This window comes from Methanobrevibacter sp. DSM 116169 (assembly GCF_046197865.1).
GTDB lineage: Archaea > Methanobacteriota > Methanobacteria > Methanobacteriales > Methanobacteriaceae > JAHKLT01.
Genome location: NZ_CP166990.1, coordinates 1385036 through 1411308, shown reverse-complemented (window position 1 = coordinate 1411308; position 26273 = coordinate 1385036). Strand labels below are relative to the sequence as shown.

Here is a 26273-nt window from a genome sequence, read left to right as displayed (position 1 = left end):
ATATGGAAAAAGCTTATAAATACTTTTTACTAGCTTTAATATTATTAATTAGTATTAATGGCATTTCTGCTAGTGATTTAAATGAAACAGCAGATGAAATAAATAATAATGTTTACTCAGAAGAAATAGGGACTTTATTAGAGGCTGATGATATTGAAATGTATTATAAAGATGGATCTAAATATGAAGTATATTTATATGATTCAAATAATACTCCTATAGCTAATCAAAATATTTCAATTACTGTTTCAGGGGTAGAATATAATCGTAGCACTAATATTAATGGTATGGCTTCTTTAAATCTTAATTTAGATTCAGGCGAATATAATATTACTGCAGTTTTTAAAGGTAATGATTTGTATTCAGCATCTAATACAATAGAGAATAAATTAACTATATTATCTACTATTTCGGGAAATAATTTAGTTAAAATGTTTCAAAATGGTTCTCAATATTATGCTGAGTTTTTAAATAGTGATGGTAGCTTTTTAATAAATTCTAATATTAATTTTAATATTAATGGTGTATTATATACTCGATCTACTGATAGTAAAGGTGTAGCTAGTTTAAATATTAATTTAGATCCTGGTATTTATATTATAACTGCTATTAATAAAAATGGAGATAGAGATTCAAATCTTATTACAGTTTTATCTACAATAAATGGTAGTAATTTAAATAAAATGTTTCAAAATGATTCTCAGTATTATGCTGAGTTTTTAGATTATGATAGTAGCCCTTTAGCAAATACTGATGTTAGATTTAATATTAATGGTGTAATTTATACTAGAACTACTGATAGTAAAGGTGTTGCTCGTTTAAATATTAATTTAGATCCTAATACATATATTATAACTTCTTTTAATACAGTTACAGGTGAAGAATCTTCTAATCTTATTACAGTTTTCTCTAATTTAATAGAAAACTCAAATATTATTAAATATTATAAAAATGGAACACAATATACAATTAAAGTATTAGATAGTGAAGGTAATTTAGCTATTGGTGAAAATGTAACTTTTAATATTAATGGTATTTTTTATAATAGAACTGCAAATAATGAGGGAATAGCTAGTTTATCTATTAATTTAAATCCAAATACATATATTATAACTGCTCAATATAATGGATTATCTGTTTCTAATATAATTGAAGTATTACCTGTTTTATTTGGTAAAGATTTATCTAATATTTTTAATGATGGAAATTATCTACAAGTTACCTTAGTTGATGGTCAAGGTAATAAATTAAATGATGAAACCATTACTTTTAATGTAAATGGTGAGCTTTTTACAAGAAGAACCAATGAAGAAGGAATAGCTACATTAGATATCACTTTAAATTCTGGTGAATATTCTGTTTCATATTATGTTGCAGGTAATGATAGTGTTAATTTAGCTTCTAATCATATATCTGTTAAAAATTCAATTGAATTAACTTTACACAACTGGGATACAGGTGGAGATTTATCTAAAAATTCTTTAATTTATAATAATGTACCAAATTCAGATTTATTAAAAGAAATTGTTAGCTTAGCTAAATCAGGAACTCCAATGGTAACAGTTAAAGGAGGATCTGGAGATGCAGTTTTCATGCTTTCAGGTATTCATGGAAATGAATTATCTTCTCAAGTAGCTATAATGCAACTTATAAATTACTTAGAAAGTAATCCAGTTTCAGGTACAGTTTATATTATTCCATTTATTGCACCAGCTATGACATCAAGTAATGAAAGGTATTATAATGGAGTTAATTTAAATGGAGTTGCAAATAATCCAGGAACTGTATCCAATAATGTAATTAATTTAGCTATAGAATATGGTGTAAGTGCATTAGGTGATTTCCATTGTACAAGACCTGGAGGAGATCCTGGTAAAAATGTAGCTATGGGTACATATTCTCCAACAGTTGAAAGTGCAAATATGGCAAAAGGAATTGCTTCTTTAACAGGACATGATTATTTAATATATTCTGCTGTTGGTGTAAAATATTCAGATGCTGTTGAAGATGTAGCTAATTTAAATGGTATTCCTGCTGTAACATGTGAAGTTGTAACAGCTCATGGAACAATAGCTAGTGGTAGTGTTGAAAATTCCTACTCTCAAATGATTGCATTTTTAAAATATAATGGTTTAATTTAGTAAAGATTTTAAAATTTTTACTAAAAATCCACCTATATAATTTAAATACTAAAATATCAATAAATTATATTATTATCAATTAGGTGTTTTTCAAAATGAGTAAAAATACATTGTTTGAAAATAAGGAAGAAGCCTTAAAACTTCTTGAAGATTCAAGAAAACAAATTGATAAAATTGATAATGACTTAGTAGACTTGATTTATCGCAGAACTTCTCTTGCAAAAGATATAGTATTTGCAAAGCAATATTTAGATATGGATATTTATGATAAAGAAAGGGAAAAGTCTTTACATGATAAAGTTAATAAATTAGCTATTGATAAGAATATTGATGAAGAAATCTTATCAGAAATTATGAATATGCTAACTATTTTAAGTAAAAATGAGCAAGAAGAAATTTTAAGGAGGAATGAGAATGGGTAATATTAGAACTTCATTTGTTAAAAGATTGTCTAGAGAACTTATAGAAACTCATGAAGGAGTTTTTACAACTGATTTTGATGAAAATAAAAAATTAGTCATGGAATACTCTACTGTAAGTACTAAACATTTAAGAAACAAAATTGCTGGATATGTTACAAGACTTATGGTCTTAAGAAAAAGAGAAGAATGAGACTGTCCAATAATTATTTTTTTATTTTATTTTTTATTTTATGTTTAAAATATTTTATTGGTTTTTCTTGTTTAGATGGTTCTTATGAACCATAGTAGCACGAGCTTGAATTCCCGTTTCTCCAACGGTACATATTTTTTTGTGTCCTTTTTTTAGGATGTTTTTGGCTGCGTTGATGTCTCTGTCGTGTCGTGTTTTGCATTTGTTGCAGGTCCATGTTCTGTCAGCTAGTTTTAGTTTTTGGTTGGTGTGTCCGCATTTGTGGCATTTTTTAGAAGTGTTTCTGGGATTGACTTGTATTATTTGTTTTCCATACCATTCGGCTTTGTATTTTAGTTGTCTTATGATTTCATACCATGAGGAGTGCGCAATATTTTTGGATAGTGTGGTTTTATTCTTTTTACCCAAGGGTGTTTTTTTCATCATTTTACGAGATTCAATGTTTTCGATTACTATTTTATCGTATTTTTTTATTATTTCTGTGGTTATTTTATGTATGTAATCTTTTCTCGTATTTTTAAGCTTTAAATATTTTTCTTGTATTCTTTTTTTGTTTTTTTTCCAATTGTTGCTGTTTTTTGTTTTTCGGGATATTTTTCTTTGTTCTTTTTGTATTTTGTTTTCTAATTTTTGGAGTTGAAGTTTGGCTTTCACTTCACCATTAGATAATGTTAAAAGATTTTTAATCCCTAAATCCACACCAACACTTTTATTTGTCTTTTCAAATTTAGTAACAATCGAATTTTTATAATTAATACTTGCAAACCACTTATCACCTACACATGATATAGTTACAGACAGTATTTTACCTGTAATGTTACGTAAACCTTTACATTTAATCCACCCATATTTATTGACTCGTAAATGATTTTTACTAGTTTCAATAACATTATTATTTATTATTCTAAATGATAACTTATCATCATGCTTTTTACTTTTAAAATATGGAAAATTAGATCTACCACTAAAATAGTTTTTCATAGCTTGAATAAGATTATTAAAAGCAGATTGCAAACTAGTAGATTCCACATCATACAAAAAACCATAATTAACATTTCTCTTAAGATTTGTAAGCTTCATATTACAATACTTACGATTATTAAGATTAACAGGACCAGTATGATATTGTTTAGCGATTTTATAATCATAAATCATTTCACTAAGAATATGATTATAAACCAACCTTACACAACCAATATTTTGATTAAACAAATCTTCTTGTTCATCATCAGGATAAATACGCACTTTAACACTACGATTCACTTCCTTAAAATTCAAAACACCATCCAAACAAAACATTTAAAGAAAACTCCTTTTCATTAACATTCATTATACTAAAAAACATTGCCCAATATAATAAAAAAATCATATAAACAAGTTCATACTAATTAATTTAGTAATAACCATATATAAATGCTTCCTTAGATTAAAAAACAATAATAAACTAATAAAACAATAATTTAAAATGATTACAATAATCAAAAATAAAAACAACACAAAAAACACATAAAAGAAAATAAAAAATTACTTTTATCCTTCAAAAAAAATAACTACCAATATCAAATAAAACAACTAAAATCAACAAAATATGGAATTTAAAGCTAAAAAAACTATCTATTAATAATTAACTCCCATTACACTAATGTACAACCACTATTTTCAAAATTTCCTAAAAAAACTTAATTACTGGACACTCTCAGAATAATTTCTTTCTTTTCTAAAATTATTTAACTATTTTTTAAAACTTTTTTTCATTAAAGTATATTAATTAGAATTACTTTAAATTATATTATATATAGAATATCATTATTTTTTTATAAAGAATAATCTTAGCACTTTTTAATAATGATATAATTTTATTAGGTTGTGAATGTTAATGGAATTAATAGTGGCTAAATTTGGTGGAACTTCAATAGGAAATGGTTCGAGAATCAGAAAAGCAGCCCAATCTGTTGTAAATGAATACATGAAAGGAAATAAAGTTGTTGTAGTTGTATCAGCTATAAATAAAGCAACTGATGATTTGATAAAGATTATGGATGAAGCTATTGGTGAAGCTATTACTGATAAACAAAATGCAGAAATTTTATCTATGGGTGAATTAACTAGCTCCCGCATCTTTTCAGGAGCTATTGAATCATTAGGAGTAAAGTCTGAATTTATTGATCCTTATGATGAAAACTGGCCAATAATTACTGATTCTAATTCATTAAATGCAGGAATTGACTTTGATTTAACTCAAGAAGCAAGTAAGAATATTACAGATTTAGTAAATCAAGGAATTATCCCTGTTATTTGTGGATTTGTAGGAAAAGGTAAAAATGGAGAAATTACTACCTTAGGAAGAGGCGGTAGTGATATTACTGCTTTTTTACTTGGTCATTGTTTAGATGCAGATGAGGTAATAATTGTAACTGATGTTGATGGTGTAATGTCAACTGATCCTAATAAGATTGAAAGTGCTTTAAAATTAGATAAAATATCTGTTGAAGAGATGAGAGATTTAGCTACTCATGGAGCACAAGTTTTACATCCTCATTCATTAAAATACAAAGATCCATTAATTAATGCAAAGATTATCTCATATGAAAAGGGAAATTTGGAAAGTAGTGGAACAGCTATTGTAGGGCCTTTTGGTGATGATATAATGAAATCAGCTACTATATATCCAGAACCTATAAAAGTTTTAGCTCTTGTAGGGGAAAATATGCTTAAAAAACAAGGTCTTTTATCAATTTTGACTTCTACTTTAGCAGATAATGAAATAAACATATTTGGCATTTCTGCAGGTCAAAATTCCATTACAATTTTCTTAAATAAAAAAGATGCTAATGATGCTTATCATTTATTACACAACTTAGTTGTGAAAAATAATACTTTAAGTTCACTATCACTTGGAAAAGATATTTCCATGTTAACTGTGGTGGACCCTGACTTTATTAATACTCCAGGGATAATTTCTCGCATAACTGATCCACTTAAAGAGAATGATATTAATATTGTTGAGATATCTTCTTCTCAAACTGCTATTGTTTTATTTGTTGAATGGCAAGATGGAGAAAAAGCTTTTGAATTAATTAAAGAGGTTTTAAAATGAATTTTCAAGGTACATATGTTGCAATGGTAACTCCTTTTAAATCTAATAATGAAATAGATGAAGAAGGTTTTAGAAATAATGTAAATTATTTAATTGAAAATGGTGTTGATGGATTACTTGCAGTTGGTACAACTGGTGAATCAGCTACAATGAGCCATGATGAACATAAATTTTTAATTGAAACTTTAATAGATGAAGTTGATGGTAGAGTAACTACTTTAGCAGGAGCAGGAAGTAATTCTACAAAAGAAGCTATTGATTTAGTTAATTTTTCAGAAAATGCTGGTGCTGATGCAGCTTTAGTAATTACTCCATATTATAATAAACCACAACAACATGGGTTGGTTAAACATTTTGAATCAATAAACAATGAATCTGATATTCCACTTATTGCATATAATGTTCCTTCACGTACGGGAATTGATATTTCACCAGAGTCAATTGTTGAAATAGCTAAATTAGATAATGTTAAAGCTTTAAAAGAAGCTACTGGAGATATTAGTAAAGTCACTACAACTTTTAGATTACTTCAAGAAGCTAATTTGGAAGATGAACTTATAATATTATCTGGTGATGATGGTTTAACATTACCTATGATGATGCTTGGAGCTCAGGGAGTTATCAGTGCTTCAGCTAATGTTGATTCTAAAAGAATGGCTTTAATGGTTAATTGTTTCTTAAATGAAGATTATGATAAAGCAAGAGAAGTTCACTATCAAATGTATGATTTGATAAAAGCTTTATTTATTGAAAGTAATCCTGTACCTGCAAAAGAAGCTTTGAATTTAATGGGATTAGCTGCAGGTCATGTAAGACAACCTCTTGCACCAATGAAAGAAGAAAACCTTGAAATACTTAAAAAAGCTTTAAAAGAAGCTGAACTTATTTAAATAGGTTATAATATGATTAAAGTAGCGATTTCTGGAGCTGCTGGAAGAATGGGCTCTGGAATTATAAAAAAAATCCAAGAACAAGAAGATATTGAAGTAGTAGCAGCTATTGAAATGCCAAATAGTCCTTTAGAAGGTCAAGATATTGGTGAAAAGATTGGAATTGGTCCAATAGGTATTAAAATAATGCCTTCTAATAAAATGGAAGAAGCATTAAAAGAATCTAATGCTGATGTATTAGTTGATTTTACAATAGCTCCTGCAGCAGTTGGTGCTATTGAAACTGCATCTAAATTAGGAGTAAATTTAGTTGTTGGAACTACAGGTTTCACAGAAGAACAAGTTAAACAAAACACAGAAAATATTGAAAAAAATAATGTTAAAGCTGTAATTTCTTCTAATATGGCTATTGGGGTAAATGTATTTTTCAAAATTTTAAAAGATGTTTCTAAAATATTAGATGATTTTGATATTGAAATTATTGAAGCACATCATAATAAGAAAAAAGATGCTCCTTCTGGAACAGCTATGACTGCATTTGAAGTTATTTGTGAAGAATTAGGTAGAAATCCTGAGGAAGTTGGAGTTTATGGTCGTGAAGGTTTAGTAGGTGAGAGAACCAAAAATGAAATTGGTTTACATGCTATTCGTGGAGGCGACATTGTAGGAGATCATTCAGTAATGTTTATTGGAGATGGTGAAAGATTAGAAATAAACCATAGGGCTCATACTAGAGAAGTATTTATAGCTGGTGTTATGAGAGCTTTAAGATTTATTCCAAATGCTGAACCAGGTAAAATAAATGATATGAATGATGTATTAGGTTTAAGGTGATTTTATGGTAGATGTTGGTATTCTTGGTGCTACTGGAATGGTAGGTCAAAGGTTTATAAGTTTACTTGATAAACATCCTGATTTTAATCTTACAAGTCTTTGTGCATCTAGTCGATCAGCAGGTAAAAGATATGAAGATGCTACAACTTGGTATTTAGATGAACCTATGCCAGAGTCTGTTAAAGATATTATTGTAACTGATTCAGATCCAAATGAAGTATCTTCTGATACAGAAATTTTCTTTTCATCTTTACCATCAGAATTTGCAGCTAAAAAAGAAAAAGCTTTTGCAAAAAATCATGTAGTTGCATCTAATGCAAGTGCTTTAAGAATGGAAAAAGATATTCCTTTGATTATTCCTGAGGTGAATCCTGATTTTTTAGCTATGATTGAAGAACAACAAAAAAATAATAATTGGGATGGATTTATAGTTACTAATCCAAATTGTTCAACAATAGCTTTAACTTTAACTTTAAAACCTATACAAGATAATTTTAATATTAAAAAAGTACATGTTTCAACTATGCAAGCTATTTCTGGAGCAGGATATGATGGTGTTCCTTCAATGGCAATTATAGATAATCTTGTTCCATATATTGGTGGGGAAGAAGAGAAAATGGAAAGTGAAACATTATATCTTTTAGGTTCTCAGGAAAATGGTAATGTTACACCATGTAATTTCAATGTATCTGCATCATGTCACAGAGTACCTGTTGTTGATGGACATACTGAAGCAGTTTTCATAGAATTTGAAGATGATTTTGAAATAAGTGAGGTATCAGATAAAATGTCTTCATTTAAAGGACTTCCTCAAGAGCTAAATTTACATTCTGCACCAGAAAATCCAGTAATTGTAACTGAGATGGAAGATAGACCACAACCTAGAATGGATAGAAATGCTAATAATGGAATGTCTGTTACTGTTGGAAGAATGAGAAAAGATGCAGTATTTGAAAATAGTTTAAAATATGTTCTTGTAGGCCATAATACTATTAGAGGAGCAGCAGGAGCTTCAATTTTAAATGCTGAGCTCATTAATAATAAAATCCTTTGATTTTATTTATTTTTTATTATAATTTTTTCTTCTTTTTTTGAATTTCTAAGTTTCTATTGTTTATTTTTTTTATTAATTGACATGACTATATTTAAATAGTATTAATATCATAATTTAACTTATATTATGCATCATAGACTATATCTTTAAGGTTTTAAAAGTGTATGGTTTTTTATTAATTCATATTCACATTGGATTAATATATTTTAAAAATTTATTATCGGGATATTATGGGGCTTGGAACAGACACTGAAAAAGAAACTTTACAATCTTTATTTAAAGCATGTTTATTAGAATTAGATAAAACTAAAATTGAAGTTACAGATTTAGAATTTCAAAATGAAAGAATTAATGAAAACTCTGTTATTAAAAATTTTGAAGATGAAATCAATAATAAACAAAAAGAAATTGATATGATTAAATCTAAGGCTGAAAGTGAATTTGCTTCATATAATGATTTACTTCAAGAAAAAGATGAAATCATTAAAACTCAAGATAATAAGATTTTTGAGTTAAATTATATTACTAATTCTTTAGATGAAATTAAAGAGTATTTTGCAGATCAATTAAAAGATTTTAAAAAGAAAGAATTAATTGATATTAATGAAAAACTTGACCATGCAAAAACTATAATAGCTGAAAAAGATGTTGAGATTAAATCTTTAAATAAAGAATTAGATGAGAAAAATATTGATATTATCAAGTTAGAAACAACTCTCGATGGTAAAAAAAGCATGATTTCTATTAAAGATGAACTTGATAAAACCAAAGAAGAAATCTATAAAAAAGATAATGAAATTAATCTTTTAAAAGAAAGCTCTATTCCTAAAGATAAATATTTTAAACTTAAACAAGAATTATTTAAAAAAGATGATAAAATTAAAAGACTTGAAGAAGTTAATGAATTTTTCAATGATTTAGAAAGTAATTCTAAAAAATCAAAAAGTCTCCATAGAGACTAATTATTTTATTTTTAATTTATTCCTAATTTTTTAATAGCATTCTAATTATTCTCTATTTGCATTGAATTCAATTTGTCTATTCCATTTTAATTTTTTACTTTGATATAAATTTTTATATGATTAAACAGTTAATTTTTTATAACTTATCTATCTTAATATATTTAAAAATAATATCATTGGCAATTTCATATACTATTCAAATATGTTTTAATTAAGTTGTAATGATAGGTAGGTGTATTATTATCAAAAATTATTCTATTTTTGAAGTTGTTGAGATAATCAATGATTTGAACCCAAATTTAATTGAAGAAAATACGGTTAGGAATACCAAACATATTGTAGATTCTATTAATAAAAGATTCAATGATATTAATTTAATATATGAACTTTTATTTAGTAACGAGGAAAACGTGGGGATATTGAAAAGTAATTACAATACTTTTAAAATTTTTTATAAGCATCCTATTAAAAAATCAAAAGATGTATGTATTGTTATATCAATAAATGATAATAAAGACATTAAATTAATTACAAGTTATTTATCTCCTATAGAAAAAAGGGTGAGAACTTATGAAAGATAAAAATTATAATATAGAATATCGTTATGATGTTGATACTGATGCTTTATTTATTAATAAAGTAAAAAATTATAATTATGATGAATCTATTGAATTAGAAAGTAATATAATTTTAGATTTTGATATAGATGGTATGGTGTGTGCATTAGAAATTTTAAATGCATCAAAAGTATTTAATGTTTCAAATGACTATTTTAATAATATTAAAAATATTTCTATTAAAATTGCTGTTTTTGAAAAATTAATCTGCCTTAATCTATCTGTGGATGTTTCAATGAATAATAAAAAATTATTAAAATCATTAGATAAGTCTACTACAAATGATATTAATGCTCCAGTTATGGAAACAGAATTAGCTACTGTTTAATTTTATTTTTCAACAAAAGCTCTTATAAATGATGCTTCACTAGCTATTTTCATTGGAATAAAATAGCTATTATATTCTTTTTTTACTAGTTTTTCAGTATTTGTTAAATTTTCAACAATCCATATATTATTTTCTAGTAAAAGTTCATGAATTTCACTTTTTCCATATTTATCAACAGATGGTGTATCTATAGCAATTCCTTGAATATTTTTTTCAAGTAAACTTTCAGTAAATTCATAAGACAAGTAAGGATTATTGGTAAAATACTCATCACTATTAAAATTATCACACCAAGATGTCTTTATTATAACTATTTTTTCTAGTGGATTTTTTACTTTTTCAATATGAATTTCTTTTTCATTAGAAGAACATTCTAAAATTGATGATTTACCAATTAAATTATCTAATTTTAAAGCAGAAACCATTTTTCCATTTTTAATATAATGTAATGGTGCATCAATATGTGTTCCACTATGTAATCCTCCAGAAATATTATTAATGTATGATTTATCATTATCTGGTAATTTAAAATTAGCTATTTTAAATTCAGGATCACCTGGGAAAACATTTAGATTATTATCAAGTTTTTGTGTTAAATCTATATATCTAATAATATCACCTTGTATATTTAAAAAAGAAAAAATGGAATATTAAATTCCTTTTACTGTTATTACATTACTTGTGCTATGTCCATTATAAGTTGCAGTAGCTATATATGAATTTGGAGCTAAATTAATATTTAATTTTGCAATACCTTCAGAATTAGTAGTTCTATTATAAAATACTCCATTTATGTTTATTGTTACATTTACTCCTTTTAATAGTTGACCTTTACTATCTAATACTTTTATATCATATGTATCTGGAGTTCCAAAGATTTTTGTAAGATTATTTGCAATTAATGTTGGTTTAACAAGTATGATACTACTTACTTTTAAATCATCATATTCTGCAGTTATTATATAAGTATTAGGAGCTAAATTAATATTTAATGTAGCTATTCCATATTCATTAGTTGTTCTTGTATAAAATACTCCATTTATGTTTATTGTTACATTTACTCCTTTTAATAGTTGACCTTTACTATCTAATACTTTTATATCATATGTATCTGGAGTTCCAAAGATTTTTGTAAGATTATTTGCAATTAATGTTGGTTTAACAAGTATGATACTACTTACTTTTAAATCATCATATTCTGCAGTTATTATATAAGTATTAGGAGCCAAATTAATATTCAATGTAGCTATTCCATATTCATTAGTTGTTCTTGTATAAAATACTCCATTAATATTAAATGTAATATTTTTATTAGATAGGATTTTACCATTTTTATCAATTAATTTTGCTTCATATTGAGATCCATTAAGATAGAATTTTTCAAGATTACTTACGATAATTGTAGGATTAATGAATAAAGATGTAGTTATACTAATATTATCTAATTTATCAGATCCTAAATAAAATGTAGTAATATTATATGTATTAGGAGCTAAATTAATAGCTAAAGTCACTGAACCATTTTTATCTGTAGTTCTATTGTAAGTTACACCATTAACTGTAATGAATATAATTTCTCCTTCAATCGGATTATTTAAATAATCTGTTAAAATAGCCTCATAACGAGTACCATTTCTATAAATCATTGTAATATTATCAGAAATTAATTTAACATTTTTCTCAAATATTTCTAAATTCGCATTATTTGAATTTTTCTCATTATAGCTATTTGTACCATTAAATCTTAATTGTATTAAATAATTACCTGGATCATATGTTAAAGGAGGAATATAAAATATAAAATTGCCATCTTTATCGGTTTTATTATTTCCATAGTATTTATTATTAATATATAAATTTAAAACAATGCCTTCATCATTAATTAGGCCACCTACATTAGCAATGATTTTACTTTCTTCTAATAAAGTACTTGTAGAATTTTTAAGAATAATAGTAGTTATGTCATTATGAGCTTTAACATTATAATTAACATTATCTATCAATTTATCAAAATAATATAATTTGATAGAGTAATTACCATAGTTATATGTTGTAATGTTTCTTGAGTTTTTTTCAATATTATCTTGAGCTATAAATTGTTCATTATTAATATTAACTAATAATTCATGTAATAAATTTATATTCAGAGCACTATTATCATTTAAACCAATATGCACATGATAATTTAAAAGTTCTCCAACATAAGAAGTATAATTTTCATTATCTATAATTAAATTTATTGTAATGTAATTATTTAATATTATATTTCCTTCTTTAGATATTATTTGAGTAAAATCTGGATTATTACTTGACCAAAAATTACCAGATAAATTCAAACTACCATAATGAGCATATACAGTATCTCCATTAGTATTTGCAAGATTATTATAAAAAATTGAATTTATAATATTTAAATCACTGTAACGATTATTAGTATAAATAGCTCCTCCATATTCTGTAGCTTTATTGTTTATAAACAGAGAATTAGATATAATTACATTTTGCCCAGCAGTATAAATAGCTCCTCCAACATGTGCTCTATTGTTATTAAATGTTGAATTAATAATTATAAGATCATTTGCTATATTATAAATAATACCAGCATTTATTGCATGATTAGATGTAAATGTAGAGTTGATTATTGTAAATTTAGTTCCATTATTATATATTACTGCTCCATAATCTGCAGCATTATTATTTAAAGTAGAATCTTTTATTGTAACGTTTCCAGTATTATGTATTACTCCTCCATAATATGTATATAATAATTTTGTATTTTGTAGTGTAATATTTTCAAGTAATAGTGTTCCAGTATTAGTTACATTAAATATTCTAACAGGATTATTGTTTGCATCAATTATTCCATTTTTAATAGTAACTGTTTTATTAATCACTATTCCATTTTTTAAATAAACATCATTAGTAAAGTTATATGATACTTTTTTTCCTTCTAAATCTAATTCAAAATCATCATTACCATTATCATATATTTCTTTTTCTAGTGAGCTAAAATCAACAACATTACTTAAAACATTTATTTGTTCATCAAATGATGAATCATCAATGTTTTCTGCAGATATAAAACCCATTGAAAAAATTAATATTAAAACAAATAATATTATTTTTGTTATTTTCACTTATATCAACTTCCTATCTTATAAAACATATTTTGAAAAATATAATTACTTTTTTAATATTTATAATAATTATATTTTATTATTAAAATTATTAAAAAATTCATAATAAAAATTAATAACTATCAATTACATAATATACTATAAGACTGGGTTAGGTAGATATGTCAGATGAAATTTTATATAATCAAATTCTTGATGAATTAGCTGAATATGAGAAATTAAAAGAAAAAACTCAGGTTATTTATAATTTATATCAATATAAACAATCAAGAATGGCTTATGCTAAAGATGGTAAAATTCATGATTTAATTAATAAATTATCTGATGATTCTTTGAAATATGAGCTATTAAATGCTTTTAATGAGATAAATAAGAAGTATGAAAAATAATAAAATAGCTATTTTTCAAGTTTAACCACAAAGTATTTATATAACATCAAACCCAGTTTATATTAGAATATTACATTAATTTAAATGTTATTTTTAATTTTTAAAAATTTGTAAATGTTTGTTTTAATGGTATTAATTTGTAATATTCTTATAAAATTTAATTATTTATTTAAAAAAATATAAGGTGATTATTATGGCACAAGGTGGACAACCAATTTTTGTTTTACCAGAAGGTACTAATAGAATTCTTGGCAGAGATGCTCAAAGAACTAATATATTAGCTGGTAAAGTACTTGCAGAAACAGTAAGAACAACTTTAGGTCCAAAAGGAATGGACAAAATGTTAGTAGATGGTCTTGGAGATATTGTTGTAACAAACGATGGAGTTACTATTTTAAAAGAAATGGATATTGAACATCCTGCAGCTAAAATGTTAGTTGAAGTAGCTAAAACCCAAGAAGACGAAGTTGGAGACGGAACTACAACTGCAGTTATTATTGCTGGTGAATTACTTAAAAAATCCGAATCATTATTAGATTCTGATATTCATCCTACTATCATAGCTATGGGTTACAGAAAAGCAGCAGAAAAAGCTCAAGAAATTTTAAATGAAATTTCTATTGATGATGTCTCAAGAGAAATGTTAATCAATGTAGCTATGACTGCAATGACTGGTAAAGGAACTGAAAAAGCTCGTGAACCATTAGCTAATTTAGTTGTTGACGCTGTTAAACAAGTTGAAGAAGACGGTGTTGTTGATAGCGAACAAATCAAAATCGAGAAAAAAGAAGGTACTGTTGTCGAAGACTCAAAATTAGTCGAAGGTGTTATTGTAGACAAAGAAAGAGTACACGCAGGTATGCCTGGTAAAATAGAAAACGCTAAAATAGCTTTATTAAATGCTCCTCTTGAAGTAAAAGAAACTGAAGTTGATGCAGAAATCAGAATCACTGATCCTGCTCAAATGCAAGCTTTCATTGAACAAGAAGAAAACATGGTTAAAGATATGATCAATAAAATCGTTGATTCTGGTGCTAATGTATTATTTGCACAAAAAGGTATTGATGATTTGGCACAACACTTCTTAGCTAAAGCAGGAATTTTAGCTGTAAGAAGAGTTAAAAAATCAGATATTGAAAAATTATCTAAAGCTACTGGTGCTACTGTTATTTCTAATTTTGATGATTTAACTCCTGAAGATTTAGGTGAAGCAGGTATTGTAGAAGAGAAAAAGATTTCTGGTGAAGAAATGATCTTCGTAGAAGAATGTAAAGCTGCAAAAGCTGTTACCTTATTCTTAAGAGGAAGTACCAAACATGTTGTAGATGAAATCGAAAGAGCTATTGATGATGCTATTGGTGTAATTGCTGCAACTATTGAAGATGGTAAAGTCGTTGCTGGTGGAGGAGCTCCAGAAATAGCTATGGCTAAAAAACTCAAAGATTATGCTGAATCCATTAGTGGAAGAGAACAATTAGCTGTAAATGCATTTGCAGAAAGTTTAGAAGTTGTTCCTAAAACTTTAGCTGAAAATGCTGGTTTAGATAGTATTGATTCTTTAGTAGATTTAAGAGCTGCACATGAAAAATCCTCAGTTATGGGCCTCAATGTATTTGATGGAACTGTAATGGATATGAAAGAAGCTGGTGTAATTGAACCAAAACGTGTCAAAAAACAAGCTATTCAATCTGCTAGTGAAGCTGCTGAAATGATTTTAAGAATCGATGATGTAATCGCATCCAGCGGTCGTGGTGAACCTGATATGGGTGGAATGGATCCTTCTGCAATGGGCGGAATGCCTCCAATGATGTAATCTTAAAAGATAATTAATTTATCTTTTTTTCTTTTTCTTTTTTTAAACAATTTTTCATATATTTTAGTACTTTTTTAATTTTTGAGAATGCACATTTGTGTTTTTGTTCTAATATTTTTTTGAATAATTTCATTTTTATTCATTATAGAAGGTTTTATTAACTAATTGTTACATAATAAATATATAACTATGACTGAAATTCTATTAAGTGGAGATGAATGATATGAATGAGGAAATAAAGTTGAATAAAGAAAAATTAAAAGCTGTTTTACATTTTATTATTAGTAAATGTGGGTGTAAACATAATGTAGGTAGGACAGTTTTATATAAATTATTATATTTTTCTGACTTTAATTTCTATGAATTATATGAAACATCTTTAACAGGTGAAACATATATTCGTAAAAAAAATGGGCCTATTCCACAGCATTTTAAGGAAATAAGAAATGATTTAGTTGATGAAAATAAGATTGAAGAACATTCTGGCAAAGCTATAGATTATACTAAATATTTTTATAACTCATTAAAAGAACCAAACACTAATAATCTAAATTCATCTGAAATAAATGTTATTAATGATATTATTAATAAATTGTCTGATAAGAATGCTACTGAAATAAGTAATTATTCTCATGGAGATATGCCTTGGAAGGTTACAAATAATGAAGAAGAAATAGATTATGAATTTGTATTTTATAGGGATGATGAATACTCTGTGAGGGAGTATGATGAATGATGATTCTTTTGAATTAGAATTCAGTCTTTTACCTAAATTTAAAGAAGAACATGATTTTTTTATTAACCGAAATAAATGTCCATCCTTAATAGATGATTTAGAAAGACTTAAAATGACAATGAATCAGAATTTTAAAGATAATAATTCTAGATTTACTGTTGAAAGAGGATATTTTCCTATTTCAGGTCTTAATATTAAAGTTATTTTTCCTTGTTTTATAATTAAACGTTTTCGTTGTAAAAAAATTAAAAAAGGAGCAGATTCAGGTTTTAGAATAGTTTTTATTTTTGATGAAGCAGAGAGAAAAATTTGGTTTGTTGAAATATTCCATAAAAATAAAAAAGAAATGCCAGATTTAAATAGAATAAATAATTTATTTTAATTTTAAACAATTTTTCTATTAAGATATTTTATAAACTTTTAAATATTTCTAAATATATACTAATTTTATAATAGTTTACTTAATGTTATTTGTAAATTTATTTTAAATATAGGAGACTAAATAATGGTTAGTGTCAATTTAGAAGCTAAAAAAACTGTAGATGTAATGATAGAAAAAGCTGATGAAATCGATATTCGTGTAGAAAAATTAAATAATGGAGCTACAGTTTTAGACTGTGGTGTAAATGTTTATGGAAGTTTTAAAGCAGGAGAATTATATACTAAGGTTTGTCTTGGTGGACTCTCAGAAGTAGGTATTTCTATTCCTGGAGATTTATCTGAAACTTTCGCATTGCCTGCTGTTAAAACTAAAACAAGTTTTCCAGCTATTTCAACATTAGGTTCTCAAAAAGCTGGTTGGTCAGTGTCTGTTGGAGATTTCTTTGCATTAGGGTCTGGTCCTGCAAGAGCTTTATCTTTAAAACCTGCAGAAACTTATGAAGAAATTAATTATAAAGATGATGCTGATATAGCTATTCTCACTTTAGAATCAGATGTATTACCTACTGATGAAGTAGCTCAATACATTGCTGATGAATGTAAAGTTGATGTTAAAAATGTATACTTACTTGTTGCACCTACTTCTTCTTTAGTTGGTTCTATTCAAATTTCTGGTAGATGTGCTGAAAATGGTACTTATAAAATGTTAGAAGCACTTCATTTTGATGTAACTAAAGTAAAACTTGCAGCAGCAATAGCTCCAATAGCTCCAATTGATCCAGATGGATTAAAAGCTATGGGTAAAACTAATGATGCAGTACTCTTTGGTGGAAGAGTTTATTATTATATAGAATCTGAAGAAGGGGACGATATTGCAGGATTAGCTGCTAAATTACCTTCATCTGCAGCAGATGGATATGGAAAACCATTCTTTGAAGTATTTAAAGAAGCAGAATTTGATTTCTATAAAATCGATAAAGGAATGTTTGCACCTGCAGAAGTTATTATTAATGATTTAAGAACTGGTGAAGTATTTAACACTGGTTACATTAATGTTGACTTACTTAAAAAATCTTTTGAAGTTCAATAAACTTCTTATTACTTTTCTTTTTTTTTAATTTATGTGGAGTAAATTAATGATTAAACGTTTTTTTCCAAGTTTTTTTAATAAAAAAAATTTAAGTAGAAATGAAAGAACAAGAATGATAACATTTGCAGCAATTATGGGAATAGCTGCTAATATAATCTTTTCTATATCAAAAATTATTATAGGAATCATTTCAAATTCTATTTCTATTATTTCTGATGGAGTAAATAATTTAATTGATGTTTCTTCATCTATTATAACTATTTTAGGATTAAAGTTATCTCAATTACCTCCTGATCATGATCATCCTTTAGGATATGGGAGAATTGAATATTTATCAGGAATGGTTATTTCTGCAATCATTCTTTTTACAGGTTTTGAATTTCTAAGAATAAGTATAGGGAGAATTATTAATCCTGAATATACTTATTTTTTAACATTTCAAATTATTATTTTAATTATAATGATTATTGGTAAATGGGCTTTAGCTATATTTACAAAATTTATGGGTGAGAGGACACAATCTGAAGCATTAATAGCTTCTGCAGCTGATGCTAAAGTAGATGTATTAACATCAACATTAGTGGTTTTAAGTGCTATTGTCTCAAAATACACTGGTTGGTATATTGATGGATATGTAGGGATTATTTTATCAATTTTTATTTGTTACACTGGATTATCTCTTATAAAAGATACAATTAGTAGTTTAATTGGTAAACGCCCAAATAAAAAATTAACTGAGACATTAAAAAAAGAAGTATTAAAATTTGAACCTATAATAGGAGCATATGATTTAATTGCACATGATTATGGTCCAACAACAAAATTAGCTTCTATAAATGTAGAATTACCTGATTATGTTACTGTTGAAGAAGCATATGGAGCTATGGATGCTGCTCAACATTATATTTGGGATAATTATAATATTCATGTGGTTTTTGGTCTTCATTCTGTAAATACATATGATAAAAATGTTGTAGAAAGAAGAGAATATGTTAAGTATATAATTAAGGATTTTCCAGGAGCAATAAGTATTCATAATTTTAGCTATAATAAATCTAATCAGCTGTTTCGTTTTGATGTCGTTGTTGATTTCAGTGTAAATGATTTTTATATGTTTAAAAAAAATTTAACTGAAATTATTAAAGAAAAATATCCAAATGCAGAAACTGAAATAGATATTAATTTAGATTATTCTTAAAATCAATCTTTTTTTCGAAATTTTTATTTTATATAAAATACATATATTTTAAATAACGTTTTGGAGATGATATTATGAAAGTAGTTGGAATTTGTGCAAGTCCTAGAAAAGGTGGAAATTCAGAAATTCTTTTAGATCAAGCACTTAAAGGTGCATCTAGTGAAGGAATAGAAACTAAAAAATACATTTTAAATGATTTAGATATATCACCTTGTTTGGCTTGTGAAACTTGTGCTGAAGGGCTTGATTGTGCAAGAAATGATGATATGAATGGTGTATTAGATGAGCTATTAGATGCTGATTGTCTTATATTTACAAGTCCTATTTATTATGGACAAATGTCTGCTCAAGGTAAAATATTTGTAGATAGGCTTTATTCTATATCAAGAAATCCTAATAAATCTCTTGAAGGAAAAGATGCTATTTTAATGTTTGCTTATGGTGCTCCACAAGGATCATATAATCAATATATTGAACTTACTAAAGCTTCACCATTTGAATATGTTGGAATGAATATCCTTGGTACATTGGATGTTGGAGATATACATGATATAGGTGAAGTAAATTCCAATCAAAAAGCTTTAGATGAAGCATATGATTTTGGTTTAAGTATCTAATTTTTAAAAGAAGGAAAATTTATACCTTTTATTATTTTTTTTTCATTTTTTTTAGAATATTGTCCATAAATTATGAACATATTATAATTTTATTTTTTTGTTTTATAGGTTATAAATTGTTTATACTTGCCGAATTGTTCTTATTTATAACAAAAAAAGATAGAAAACTATATGGTCTAAGTATAATAAATTCTTATATAGTTTATCGTAAGATTAAACTACATATATATTTTTGGAGGATTTAAAATGCAAAAAATGCTAAAATTAAGCTTATTGCTTATATTAATTTTATTTTCTGTTGGTTCGGTTGTAGCAGAAGACGTTGAAATTGGTATAACGCATGATAATAGCTTATTTGATGATGAAACATCTGATGTAAACAACTTCACATGGCTTGAAAATGAGATAAATGATAATGATGTTGTTGATTTAGAAGGTGGAATTGTAAAATATAATGATACTGGATCTTATTATGATGGTATTGTTATTGATAAAGAAATCACAATTAAAAATGGGGTTATTGATGGAAATAATCTTGTTAGAATTTTTAATATTGAAGAAAATGGATTTTTAACATTAGAAAATGTTATATTAAAAAATGGTAATGCAACATTGCTTGCTGGAGAAGAATATTCTGGATATGGTGGTGCAATCTACTCTCTTGGTCAATTAACTATTATTAATTGTACTTTTATGGATAATACAGCAAGACATAATGGTGGAGCTATTTGTATAGAAAATGGAACTATAGATATTTCTGATAGTATTTTTGATAATAACCTTGCAATTAAAGGTGGGGCATTAATGTTAAAAACTAGTGAAGTAACAATTGATGGATCTACTTTTATTAATAATAAAGGATTAACATATGAAGGAGCTACTGGAAATGGTGGAGCTATTTATAATAATAATGCTACTGTAACAATATCTAATGGTCTTTTTGATAATAATCAAGTAACATTAGATTTGAATAATAATTACATTCCATCAGGTGGGGCAATACTTAATTTTGGCAGTCTTGAAATTATAAACACTAATTTCACTAATAATGGAGCGACTACTGGTGGAGCTATTTATAATACGAATTCTGATTTGGATATTATCAATTGTCTTTTTGAAAACAATTATGCAACTATTGAAGGTTATATTGCTGGTGGAGCTATATTGAACTTAGGATCATCAACTTTAAATTTAAATGATTCAACTTTTAATAATAATTCAGCATTTGCTGCTGGAGCAATAGGTAATACAGCTGACATGTCTATTGATGGAACTATTTTTAATAATAATTCTGCTATTTTAGGTGGAGCTATATATAATGCAAAAAATTTGGATATAAAAAATAGTGAATTTACAAATAATAATGCTACAAATGGTGGAGCTATACAAAATGTAGACGTACTTACTATTGAAAGTAGTATATTTGAAAATAATAGTGCTGCTGCAGGTGGAGCTATAATTAATTCCGATACTGGTAATTTAACTGTTTCTTATTCTGCATTTTATAATAATAATGATGGTTTTACTATTTTTGTTGGTGATGGTTCAGCAGAAGAAAATAATATTTTATCTGGTAACTTTTGGGGATCTAACGATCCAACAATTACAAATGTAATTAGAGGTGTTAAAACTTTAGAAAATTATATTCAAGTAGATTTAGAACTTGAAGCAATTAATAATATAACCTATCTTAATGATAATTTAGTGTATAATATTGTTGTTAAATTAAATGATTCAACTCCTGTGGATGTTGACTTATTACCTCCTATTGTAATTGATGTAAATGGAACTGAATATATTGTTAATAAAGATCTTATTGAAAATAAATTAACTATTCCTCTTCCAAATGCTACTGGAGATTATAACTTAACAATCTACTTTAATGGGGAAGTTATATCTGTAATAGAATTTGAAGTTAGAGAAGCTATTAATCTTACTATTAATTTAGATAATCAAAATGATACTTATGGTGAAACAATTGTTGAAGGCACTATTGATGATTTGATTGATAATGATAATATTACTGTTGATTTATGGATTAATGGAGAATATAATAGCTCTGTTATATCTGATAATGGTAATTTTGAATTTGATTTAAAAACTTTAGTTCCTGGAAATTATACTATTCAAGTTAGATTTAATGGAACAAATAAATATAATGCTGTTAATTCTACTATTTACAATTTAACTATTAATAAAACCGTAGCTCAAATTAAAATAACTAAATTAGATGATGAATTAATTTATTATGGAGATACAATAAATATTACTGGTGAAATAGTTGGTCTTAAAAACTCAGATAAAGTTAGTTTAAATGTTACTATTGATTCTGATAGTTTTATCGTTGAAAATGTAAATGGATCATTTAGCATTCCTTATTATATTACATGGATAAATGAATGGAGAGTTATTGTTCAACTAATTGATGATAGATATGAGGCTATTAAAAATGATACAGTTATTAATGCATCAAAACGTGTAATTGATTTCAATAATTTAAATAACTCTTATGTTTTCAACTATGGAAATACTACTATTGAAGGTCAAATTACTAATTTAGCATTTGATGATGTTTTAGAATTAGATGTATATCTCAATGGAGTTTTCTATAAAACTATAACTACTGGTGATAATGGTACATTTACTGTTAATTTTGATGATAAAAAAGTTGGTAATTATACAGTACAATTTAGACATGTATATGAGGAATATTGTGAATACATTGCTTTGAATTCTTCTGAAATAGATTTAGAAATTATAAAAGGAAATATCACTGTTGATGATAATATTGATGTTACAATTAATGAAGAAAATGTTTTAATCATACCTATTAATCAAGATGCTACTGGCAATATTACATTAAATGTTAATGGTACAATATATAATGGTACTATTATTGGAAGTAATGCTATTTTCTATCTTGATGATTTAGAAGTTGGTAATTTTACTGGTGTTTTAAATTATCTTGGTGATGGTAATGTAAATCCATTTACTACTATAATTGATTTTGAAGTTATTAAAGGGGATATTATAATAGATACTGAGGATATTTTCATGTTTTATAAAGATGGAACTAGATATATAGCTATTCTCACTGATTACTTAGGAAATCCTATTAAAGGTTTACTTGTTTTCATCACTGTTAATGGTGTAACTTATAATAGAACAACTGATGAAAATGGTACAGTTTCTTTAAACATTAATTTAGATCCAGGTCTTTACAATGTTAGCTCAGAATTTAAAGGAAATGATAAATATAATAATAAAACTGTAAGTACTTTTATAGATATTGAACCATTCCTTACTGCAGAAGATGTTGAGAAATATTTCCGTAATGGTACACAATATAATGTAGATGTTTTTGATAAAGAAGGTAATCCTTTATCTGGTGTTAATGTAACATTTAATATTAATGGTAGAATTTATAATAGAACTAGTGTTAATGGAACAGCTACTTTAAATATTAATTTAGATCCAGGTTTCTATATTATTACAGCATCTTACGATGGTTTAAGCATTTCTAATACTATTTTAGTTAAACCTATAATTGAAACTAATAATTTAAATAAGACCTTTGCTGAAAATGATACATTTAATGCTTTAGTTTTAGATCCTCAAGGAAATCCTTTATCTGGTGTTAATGTGACATTTAATATTAATGGTAGAATTTATAATAGAACTACTAATGATGATGGTATTGCTAAGTTAAACATTAATCTTGATCCTAGAGAATATGCTATCACTACTACTTATGGTGGTATGAGTGTAAGTAATAATATTACTGTTAATCCTATTCTTATTGGATATGATTTAAATAAAACATTCGGTACTAATGATACTTATAATGTTTTAGTCTTAGATCGTGATGCAAACCCTGTAACTAATCAAACAATTCAAATTAACATTAATGGTGTATTATATAATAGAACAAGTGGTATGGATGGTATTGTTAGACTAAATATTAATTTAGATCCTAACAGTTACATTGCTACAGCTACTTGGAAAGGATATAGTACTAGTAATAATGTTATAGTAGTTTAAAAATAAGAAGGAATATTATTATTCCTTTTTTTTAATTTTTTTTAATTTATTTAACTTTAAAAAGTAATTTCAAAAGCTATTACAGGATATTCTAATGTAAAGTTTCTAATTACTTTTGGTGATATTTCTCCAAAGAATCCTGATATTGTACCATTTTCAGAACTTCCTTTTAAATTAGCTACGCGTCCTGAAATAAAACTAGGATTATCAGAAGAAGATATTTCCATTGAATAACCTAAATTATCTAAAATAGTTGTAATATTAGTTTTCATTTCTGTAAAGTTTGCAGATGAATGACAAATTACTCCTGCAAGTTTTTTAACAGTTTTAACTTTTGTTTCTTTTGTATCATCAAGATATAATACATCTCCTATTTCAAATAACTTTTGAGGTAAATCTTCATGTTTATTATCTTCTAAAAATTCCATTAAACTATTAATTAAACTTTTTCTAATCATAGTTCTATCAATTGTAATTGGTTTTAATACTTCAACATGCTCATCTTCTGATTGTAACATATTTTCATAGTGAGATTTTTCACTTGTAAGCATTAAACTCATAACTTCTTGAAAACCTAATCCAATCATAACTTCTCTTATTGTCTTCTCAGATTTAAACCAATTATGTTCTGATGCAATTGTTGATACATCTGGAAGTTCAGCTTCAACTTTATTTATACAATATTGAATAGCTATATTTTCAACAACATCTACTTCATGTAAAATATCTATTCTGTAAGATGGAATAATAGCTTTAACTTCATTATCATTTATAAGTTCACTATCAAATCTTGCTTTTTTAAGTAATTTAGCTATATCATCAGCATTTAAGCTTGTTCCACCTATTAACTTATTAGCTAAATCAACATGAACAGTTTTCTCTTGTGTTTTTAAATTAGGTGTTATTATAGTTTCATTAGGATAAACTACTTCTATTGTTTCAATTTGTGCTCCACCTTCTGCAAATGAAGAACAAATAATGTTTAATGTTTGATTAACTGCTTTTTCATCTGTTCCTGTAACATCTACAATTACATTTTCAGTATCTTCAGTTAATTTCGTTAGCTCTCCATTTATAATTGGAGGCATAGATAAAACTTGATTGTCATTATCTAAAATTATAGGATATTTATCAAAACTTTCAAGTAAATGAGAATATTTAGCTCCTTTTTCATGATCTTTTAATATTTCATCAGGTGTCATTTCACTTTCAGTTTCTAAAGCTATAAATGAATTTTCGTCTTTTGAACTAGCTATGTATTTATAAGGAGCAGTTATTACATCAGCATTATGTATTCCAATAGCTACTTTTTTCCTATCTCTTCCAATTACCCAATGAAGATTTTCTTGAAAATCCATGATTTGTTTAAGCTTATCTCCTTTAAAATTAGTTCCTTTAATTTTTGCAAATCCAATATAAGGCCTAATTTCTAGTATTTCATCACTAACAATTACTTTTTCATTAGAATCATTTAATTTATAATTTGGAAGACCAACTTCTTGTGATATAAATCCTTTAAAAGATCTAGCTACTCCTTCAATAGATAAATTATCTGGACGATTTGGGAAGAATTCTACTTTAATTTCATCATCATTAAAGTCTTCAATATCACTACCCATCATAGGTATGATGTCAATTAACTTATCATTTTCAATATTTATTCCAAATTCTTCTAAGTCTGTATATTTAAATGTAATAACTGGCATTTAATTAAATCTCCTAAAGTCCATAAATAAGCATAAAAAATGCAGATTCTATAACAAAATGCAATGCTCTATGTGGTATTGGTGGTAAATCTCTTATTAATATGGTATGACTTACATCTATTACAAAATGAATAAATGCAGCTGCCATTCCTATTTTAAATGAGAAAAACAACAATGAAATCACACAAAAATGGAAAATTGCTTCTATTAATTCATGTATAATCCAAGTTTGTAAAGGGGAGTGTACTGTATTGTGTATTAATCCAGCTAATAATATGTAAAAATTATTGAATATCCTCCACATTATATGTGAATGTATTATATCACTAAAAGCTAATGCAACAGCTATATAAAACCATAAAAAATTCATTTTCTCACCATTTTAAATTTACCTTATACTAATATTTAATATTAATTTCATTTTATTTATAAATAATTTTATTGGAGTTTTTTATTTTTTCAATTTTTTTTACTATAAATTTTATTAATTTAATGTATTAATACTAAATCAGCACAATAATGTTTTATTCATAAATAGAAAGATATATAAGTACATAATTCATATTATAAATTATATTATCTATACTTTAGATAAAATTTTTGATTATATGAAAAACACATATATTTATC

General features: G+C 26.0%; 23 protein-coding genes. 18 read left to right on the top strand and 5 right to left on the bottom strand.

What is annotated here, in order from left to right; all coding sequences use genetic code 11:
* The first annotated feature begins 2 nt into the window (after nucleotides 1–2).
* From ACA134_RS06795 to ACA134_RS06785, 3 genes are all read left to right on the top strand, one after another.
* Complete coding sequence (locus ACA134_RS06795) at nucleotides 3–2141, top strand: hypothetical protein (protein ID WP_409199667.1); 2139 nt, start codon at nucleotides 3–5, stop codon at nucleotides 2139–2141.
* A 95-nt stretch (nucleotides 2142–2236) separates the two neighbouring features.
* Nucleotides 2237–2563: a chorismate mutase gene (locus ACA134_RS06790; protein WP_409199666.1), complete on the top strand. Its 327-nt coding sequence runs from the start codon at nucleotides 2237–2239 to the stop codon at nucleotides 2561–2563.
* On the top strand, nucleotides 2556–2753 hold the full coding sequence (locus ACA134_RS06785) for a 30S ribosomal protein S17e (RefSeq protein ID WP_409199665.1): 198 nt from the start codon (nucleotides 2556–2558) through the stop codon (nucleotides 2751–2753). Before ACA134_RS06790 ends, ACA134_RS06785 begins: the two co-directional genes overlap by 8 nt.
* Before the next feature lie 54 nt (nucleotides 2754–2807).
* Here the strand turns inward: ACA134_RS06785 and ACA134_RS06780 are convergent, their stop codons facing one another.
* Nucleotides 2808–4031, bottom strand: a complete 1224-nt coding sequence (locus tag ACA134_RS06780; protein WP_409199664.1) for an RNA-guided endonuclease InsQ/TnpB family protein — start codon at nucleotides 4029–4031, stop codon at nucleotides 2808–2810.
* Nucleotides 4032–4629: 598 nt separating this feature from the next.
* On the opposite strand from ACA134_RS06780, the gene ACA134_RS06775 reads away from it, so the two are divergent.
* The 7 genes from ACA134_RS06775 (at nucleotide 4630) to ACA134_RS06745 (ending at nucleotide 10535) form a co-directional block, all read left to right on the top strand.
* Nucleotides 4630–5850, top strand: a complete 1221-nt coding sequence (locus tag ACA134_RS06775; protein WP_409199663.1) for an aspartate kinase — start codon at nucleotides 4630–4632, stop codon at nucleotides 5848–5850.
* A complete protein-coding gene (gene dapA, locus ACA134_RS06770; protein WP_409199662.1) occupies nucleotides 5847–6740 on the top strand; it encodes a 4-hydroxy-tetrahydrodipicolinate synthase in 894 nt (297 codons plus the stop codon). Before ACA134_RS06775 ends, dapA begins: the two co-directional genes overlap by 4 nt.
* A gap of 12 nt (nucleotides 6741–6752) precedes the next feature.
* Nucleotides 6753–7574 (top strand): 4-hydroxy-tetrahydrodipicolinate reductase, encoded by an 822-nt coding sequence (dapB, locus tag ACA134_RS06765; protein ID WP_409199661.1) that lies wholly within the window; start codon nucleotides 6753–6755, stop codon nucleotides 7572–7574.
* Between the two features lie 4 nt (nucleotides 7575–7578).
* Nucleotides 7579–8628 (top strand): aspartate-semialdehyde dehydrogenase, encoded by a 1050-nt coding sequence (gene asd / locus ACA134_RS06760; RefSeq protein ID WP_409199660.1) that lies wholly within the window; start codon nucleotides 7579–7581, stop codon nucleotides 8626–8628.
* A 230-nt stretch (nucleotides 8629–8858) separates the two neighbouring features.
* Nucleotides 8859–9590: a glycosyl transferase gene (locus ACA134_RS06755; protein ID WP_409199659.1), complete on the top strand. Its 732-nt coding sequence runs from the start codon at nucleotides 8859–8861 to the stop codon at nucleotides 9588–9590.
* Between the two features lie 221 nt (nucleotides 9591–9811).
* Nucleotides 9812–10171, top strand: coding sequence for a hypothetical protein (locus ACA134_RS06750; RefSeq protein ID WP_409199658.1), 360 nt, complete (start codon nucleotides 9812–9814; stop codon nucleotides 10169–10171).
* On the top strand, nucleotides 10161–10535 hold the full coding sequence (locus ACA134_RS06745) for a DUF2283 domain-containing protein (protein ID WP_409199657.1): 375 nt from the start codon (nucleotides 10161–10163) through the stop codon (nucleotides 10533–10535). Before ACA134_RS06750 ends, ACA134_RS06745 begins: the two co-directional genes overlap by 11 nt.
* A gap of 2 nt (nucleotides 10536–10537) precedes the next feature.
* Here ACA134_RS06745 and ACA134_RS06740 read toward each other — a convergent pair whose 3' ends face one another.
* Nucleotides 10538–11137 (bottom strand): cyclase family protein, encoded by a 600-nt coding sequence (locus ACA134_RS06740; protein ID WP_409201084.1) that lies wholly within the window; start codon nucleotides 11135–11137, stop codon nucleotides 10538–10540.
* 48 nt (nucleotides 11138–11185) lie between these two features.
* Entirely contained in the window at nucleotides 11186–13672 is a 2487-nt protein-coding gene (locus ACA134_RS06735; RefSeq protein ID WP_409199656.1) for a hypothetical protein, read from the bottom strand.
* Nucleotides 13673–13833: 161 nt separating this feature from the next.
* Here ACA134_RS06735 and ACA134_RS06730 point away from each other — a divergent pair, with 161 nt between their 5' ends.
* From ACA134_RS06730 to ACA134_RS06695, 8 genes are all read left to right on the top strand, one after another.
* Complete coding sequence (locus ACA134_RS06730) at nucleotides 13834–14061, top strand: hypothetical protein (protein WP_409199655.1); 228 nt, start codon at nucleotides 13834–13836, stop codon at nucleotides 14059–14061.
* Between the two features lie 193 nt (nucleotides 14062–14254).
* A complete protein-coding gene (thsA, locus tag ACA134_RS06725; RefSeq protein WP_409199654.1) occupies nucleotides 14255–15874 on the top strand; it encodes a thermosome subunit alpha in 1620 nt (539 codons plus the stop codon).
* Between the two features lie 214 nt (nucleotides 15875–16088).
* Nucleotides 16089–16610 carry a Panacea domain-containing protein gene (locus tag ACA134_RS06720; RefSeq protein ID WP_409199653.1) on the top strand — a complete coding sequence of 174 codons (522 nt, stop codon included), beginning with the start codon at nucleotides 16089–16091 and terminating at the stop codon, nucleotides 16608–16610.
* On the top strand, nucleotides 16603–16992 hold the full coding sequence (locus tag ACA134_RS06715) for a hypothetical protein (RefSeq protein WP_409199652.1): 390 nt from the start codon (nucleotides 16603–16605) through the stop codon (nucleotides 16990–16992). Before ACA134_RS06720 ends, ACA134_RS06715 begins: the two co-directional genes overlap by 8 nt.
* A 123-nt stretch (nucleotides 16993–17115) precedes the next feature.
* Complete coding sequence (gene mch, locus ACA134_RS06710) at nucleotides 17116–18081, top strand: methenyltetrahydromethanopterin cyclohydrolase (protein WP_409199651.1); 966 nt, start codon at nucleotides 17116–17118, stop codon at nucleotides 18079–18081.
* A gap of 46 nt (nucleotides 18082–18127) precedes the next feature.
* Entirely contained in the window at nucleotides 18128–19279 is a 1152-nt protein-coding gene (locus ACA134_RS06705) for a cation diffusion facilitator family transporter (protein ID WP_409199650.1), read from the top strand.
* A gap of 74 nt (nucleotides 19280–19353) precedes the next feature.
* Nucleotides 19354–19896: a flavodoxin family protein gene (locus ACA134_RS06700; protein ID WP_409199649.1), complete on the top strand. Its 543-nt coding sequence runs from the start codon at nucleotides 19354–19356 to the stop codon at nucleotides 19894–19896.
* Between the two features lie 246 nt (nucleotides 19897–20142).
* The gene (locus ACA134_RS06695; protein ID WP_409199648.1) at nucleotides 20143–23937 is read left to right on the top strand and encodes a hypothetical protein; all 3795 of its coding nucleotides are present in this window, start codon (nucleotides 20143–20145) and stop codon (nucleotides 23935–23937) included.
* 56 nt (nucleotides 23938–23993) lie between these two features.
* Here ACA134_RS06695 and pheT read toward each other — a convergent pair whose 3' ends face one another.
* Together pheT and ACA134_RS06685 are read right to left on the bottom strand one after the other, a co-directional pair.
* Nucleotides 23994–25643, bottom strand: a complete 1650-nt coding sequence (gene pheT / locus ACA134_RS06690; protein ID WP_409199647.1) for a phenylalanine--tRNA ligase subunit beta — start codon at nucleotides 25641–25643, stop codon at nucleotides 23994–23996.
* A 13-nt stretch (nucleotides 25644–25656) separates the two neighbouring features.
* The gene (locus tag ACA134_RS06685; protein WP_409199646.1) at nucleotides 25657–26013 is read right to left on the bottom strand and encodes a hypothetical protein; all 357 of its coding nucleotides are present in this window, start codon (nucleotides 26011–26013) and stop codon (nucleotides 25657–25659) included.
* Between the last annotated feature and the right edge of the window lie 260 nt (nucleotides 26014–26273).

What these genes read in the sequence shown, in the direction of transcription:
- ACA134_RS06795 (WP_409199667.1), top strand. Translation starts at nt 3, where the DNA reads ATGGAAAAAGCTTATAAATACTTTTTACTAGCTTTAATATTATTAATT.
- ACA134_RS06790 (WP_409199666.1), top strand. Translation starts at nt 2,237, where the DNA reads ATGAGTAAAAATACATTGTTTGAAAATAAGGAAGAAGCCTTAAAACTT.
- ACA134_RS06785 (WP_409199665.1), top strand. Translation starts at nt 2,556, where the DNA reads ATGGGTAATATTAGAACTTCATTTGTTAAAAGATTGTCTAGAGAACTT.
- ACA134_RS06775 (WP_409199663.1), top strand. Translation starts at nt 4,630, where the DNA reads ATGGAATTAATAGTGGCTAAATTTGGTGGAACTTCAATAGGAAATGGT.
- dapA (WP_409199662.1), top strand. Translation starts at nt 5,847, where the DNA reads ATGAATTTTCAAGGTACATATGTTGCAATGGTAACTCCTTTTAAATCT.
- dapB (WP_409199661.1), top strand. Translation starts at nt 6,753, where the DNA reads ATGATTAAAGTAGCGATTTCTGGAGCTGCTGGAAGAATGGGCTCTGGA.
- asd (WP_409199660.1), top strand. Translation starts at nt 7,579, where the DNA reads ATGGTAGATGTTGGTATTCTTGGTGCTACTGGAATGGTAGGTCAAAGG.
- ACA134_RS06755 (WP_409199659.1), top strand. Translation starts at nt 8,859, where the DNA reads ATGGGGCTTGGAACAGACACTGAAAAAGAAACTTTACAATCTTTATTT.
- ACA134_RS06750 (WP_409199658.1), top strand. Translation starts at nt 9,812, where the DNA reads ATGATAGGTAGGTGTATTATTATCAAAAATTATTCTATTTTTGAAGTT.
- ACA134_RS06745 (WP_409199657.1), top strand. Translation starts at nt 10,161, where the DNA reads ATGAAAGATAAAAATTATAATATAGAATATCGTTATGATGTTGATACT.
- ACA134_RS06730 (WP_409199655.1), top strand. Translation starts at nt 13,834, where the DNA reads ATGTCAGATGAAATTTTATATAATCAAATTCTTGATGAATTAGCTGAA.
- thsA (WP_409199654.1), top strand. Translation starts at nt 14,255, where the DNA reads ATGGCACAAGGTGGACAACCAATTTTTGTTTTACCAGAAGGTACTAAT.
- ACA134_RS06720 (WP_409199653.1), top strand. Translation starts at nt 16,089, where the DNA reads ATGAATGATATGAATGAGGAAATAAAGTTGAATAAAGAAAAATTAAAA.
- ACA134_RS06715 (WP_409199652.1), top strand. Translation starts at nt 16,603, where the DNA reads ATGAATGATGATTCTTTTGAATTAGAATTCAGTCTTTTACCTAAATTT.
- mch (WP_409199651.1), top strand. Translation starts at nt 17,116, where the DNA reads ATGGTTAGTGTCAATTTAGAAGCTAAAAAAACTGTAGATGTAATGATA.
- ACA134_RS06705 (WP_409199650.1), top strand. Translation starts at nt 18,128, where the DNA reads ATGATTAAACGTTTTTTTCCAAGTTTTTTTAATAAAAAAAATTTAAGT.
- ACA134_RS06700 (WP_409199649.1), top strand. Translation starts at nt 19,354, where the DNA reads ATGAAAGTAGTTGGAATTTGTGCAAGTCCTAGAAAAGGTGGAAATTCA.
- ACA134_RS06695 (WP_409199648.1), top strand. Translation starts at nt 20,143, where the DNA reads ATGCAAAAAATGCTAAAATTAAGCTTATTGCTTATATTAATTTTATTT.
- pheT (WP_409199647.1), bottom strand. Translation starts at nt 25,643, where the DNA reads ATGCCAGTTATTACATTTAAATATACAGACTTAGAAGAATTTGGAATA.
- ACA134_RS06685 (WP_409199646.1), bottom strand. Translation starts at nt 26,013, where the DNA reads ATGAATTTTTTATGGTTTTATATAGCTGTTGCATTAGCTTTTAGTGAT.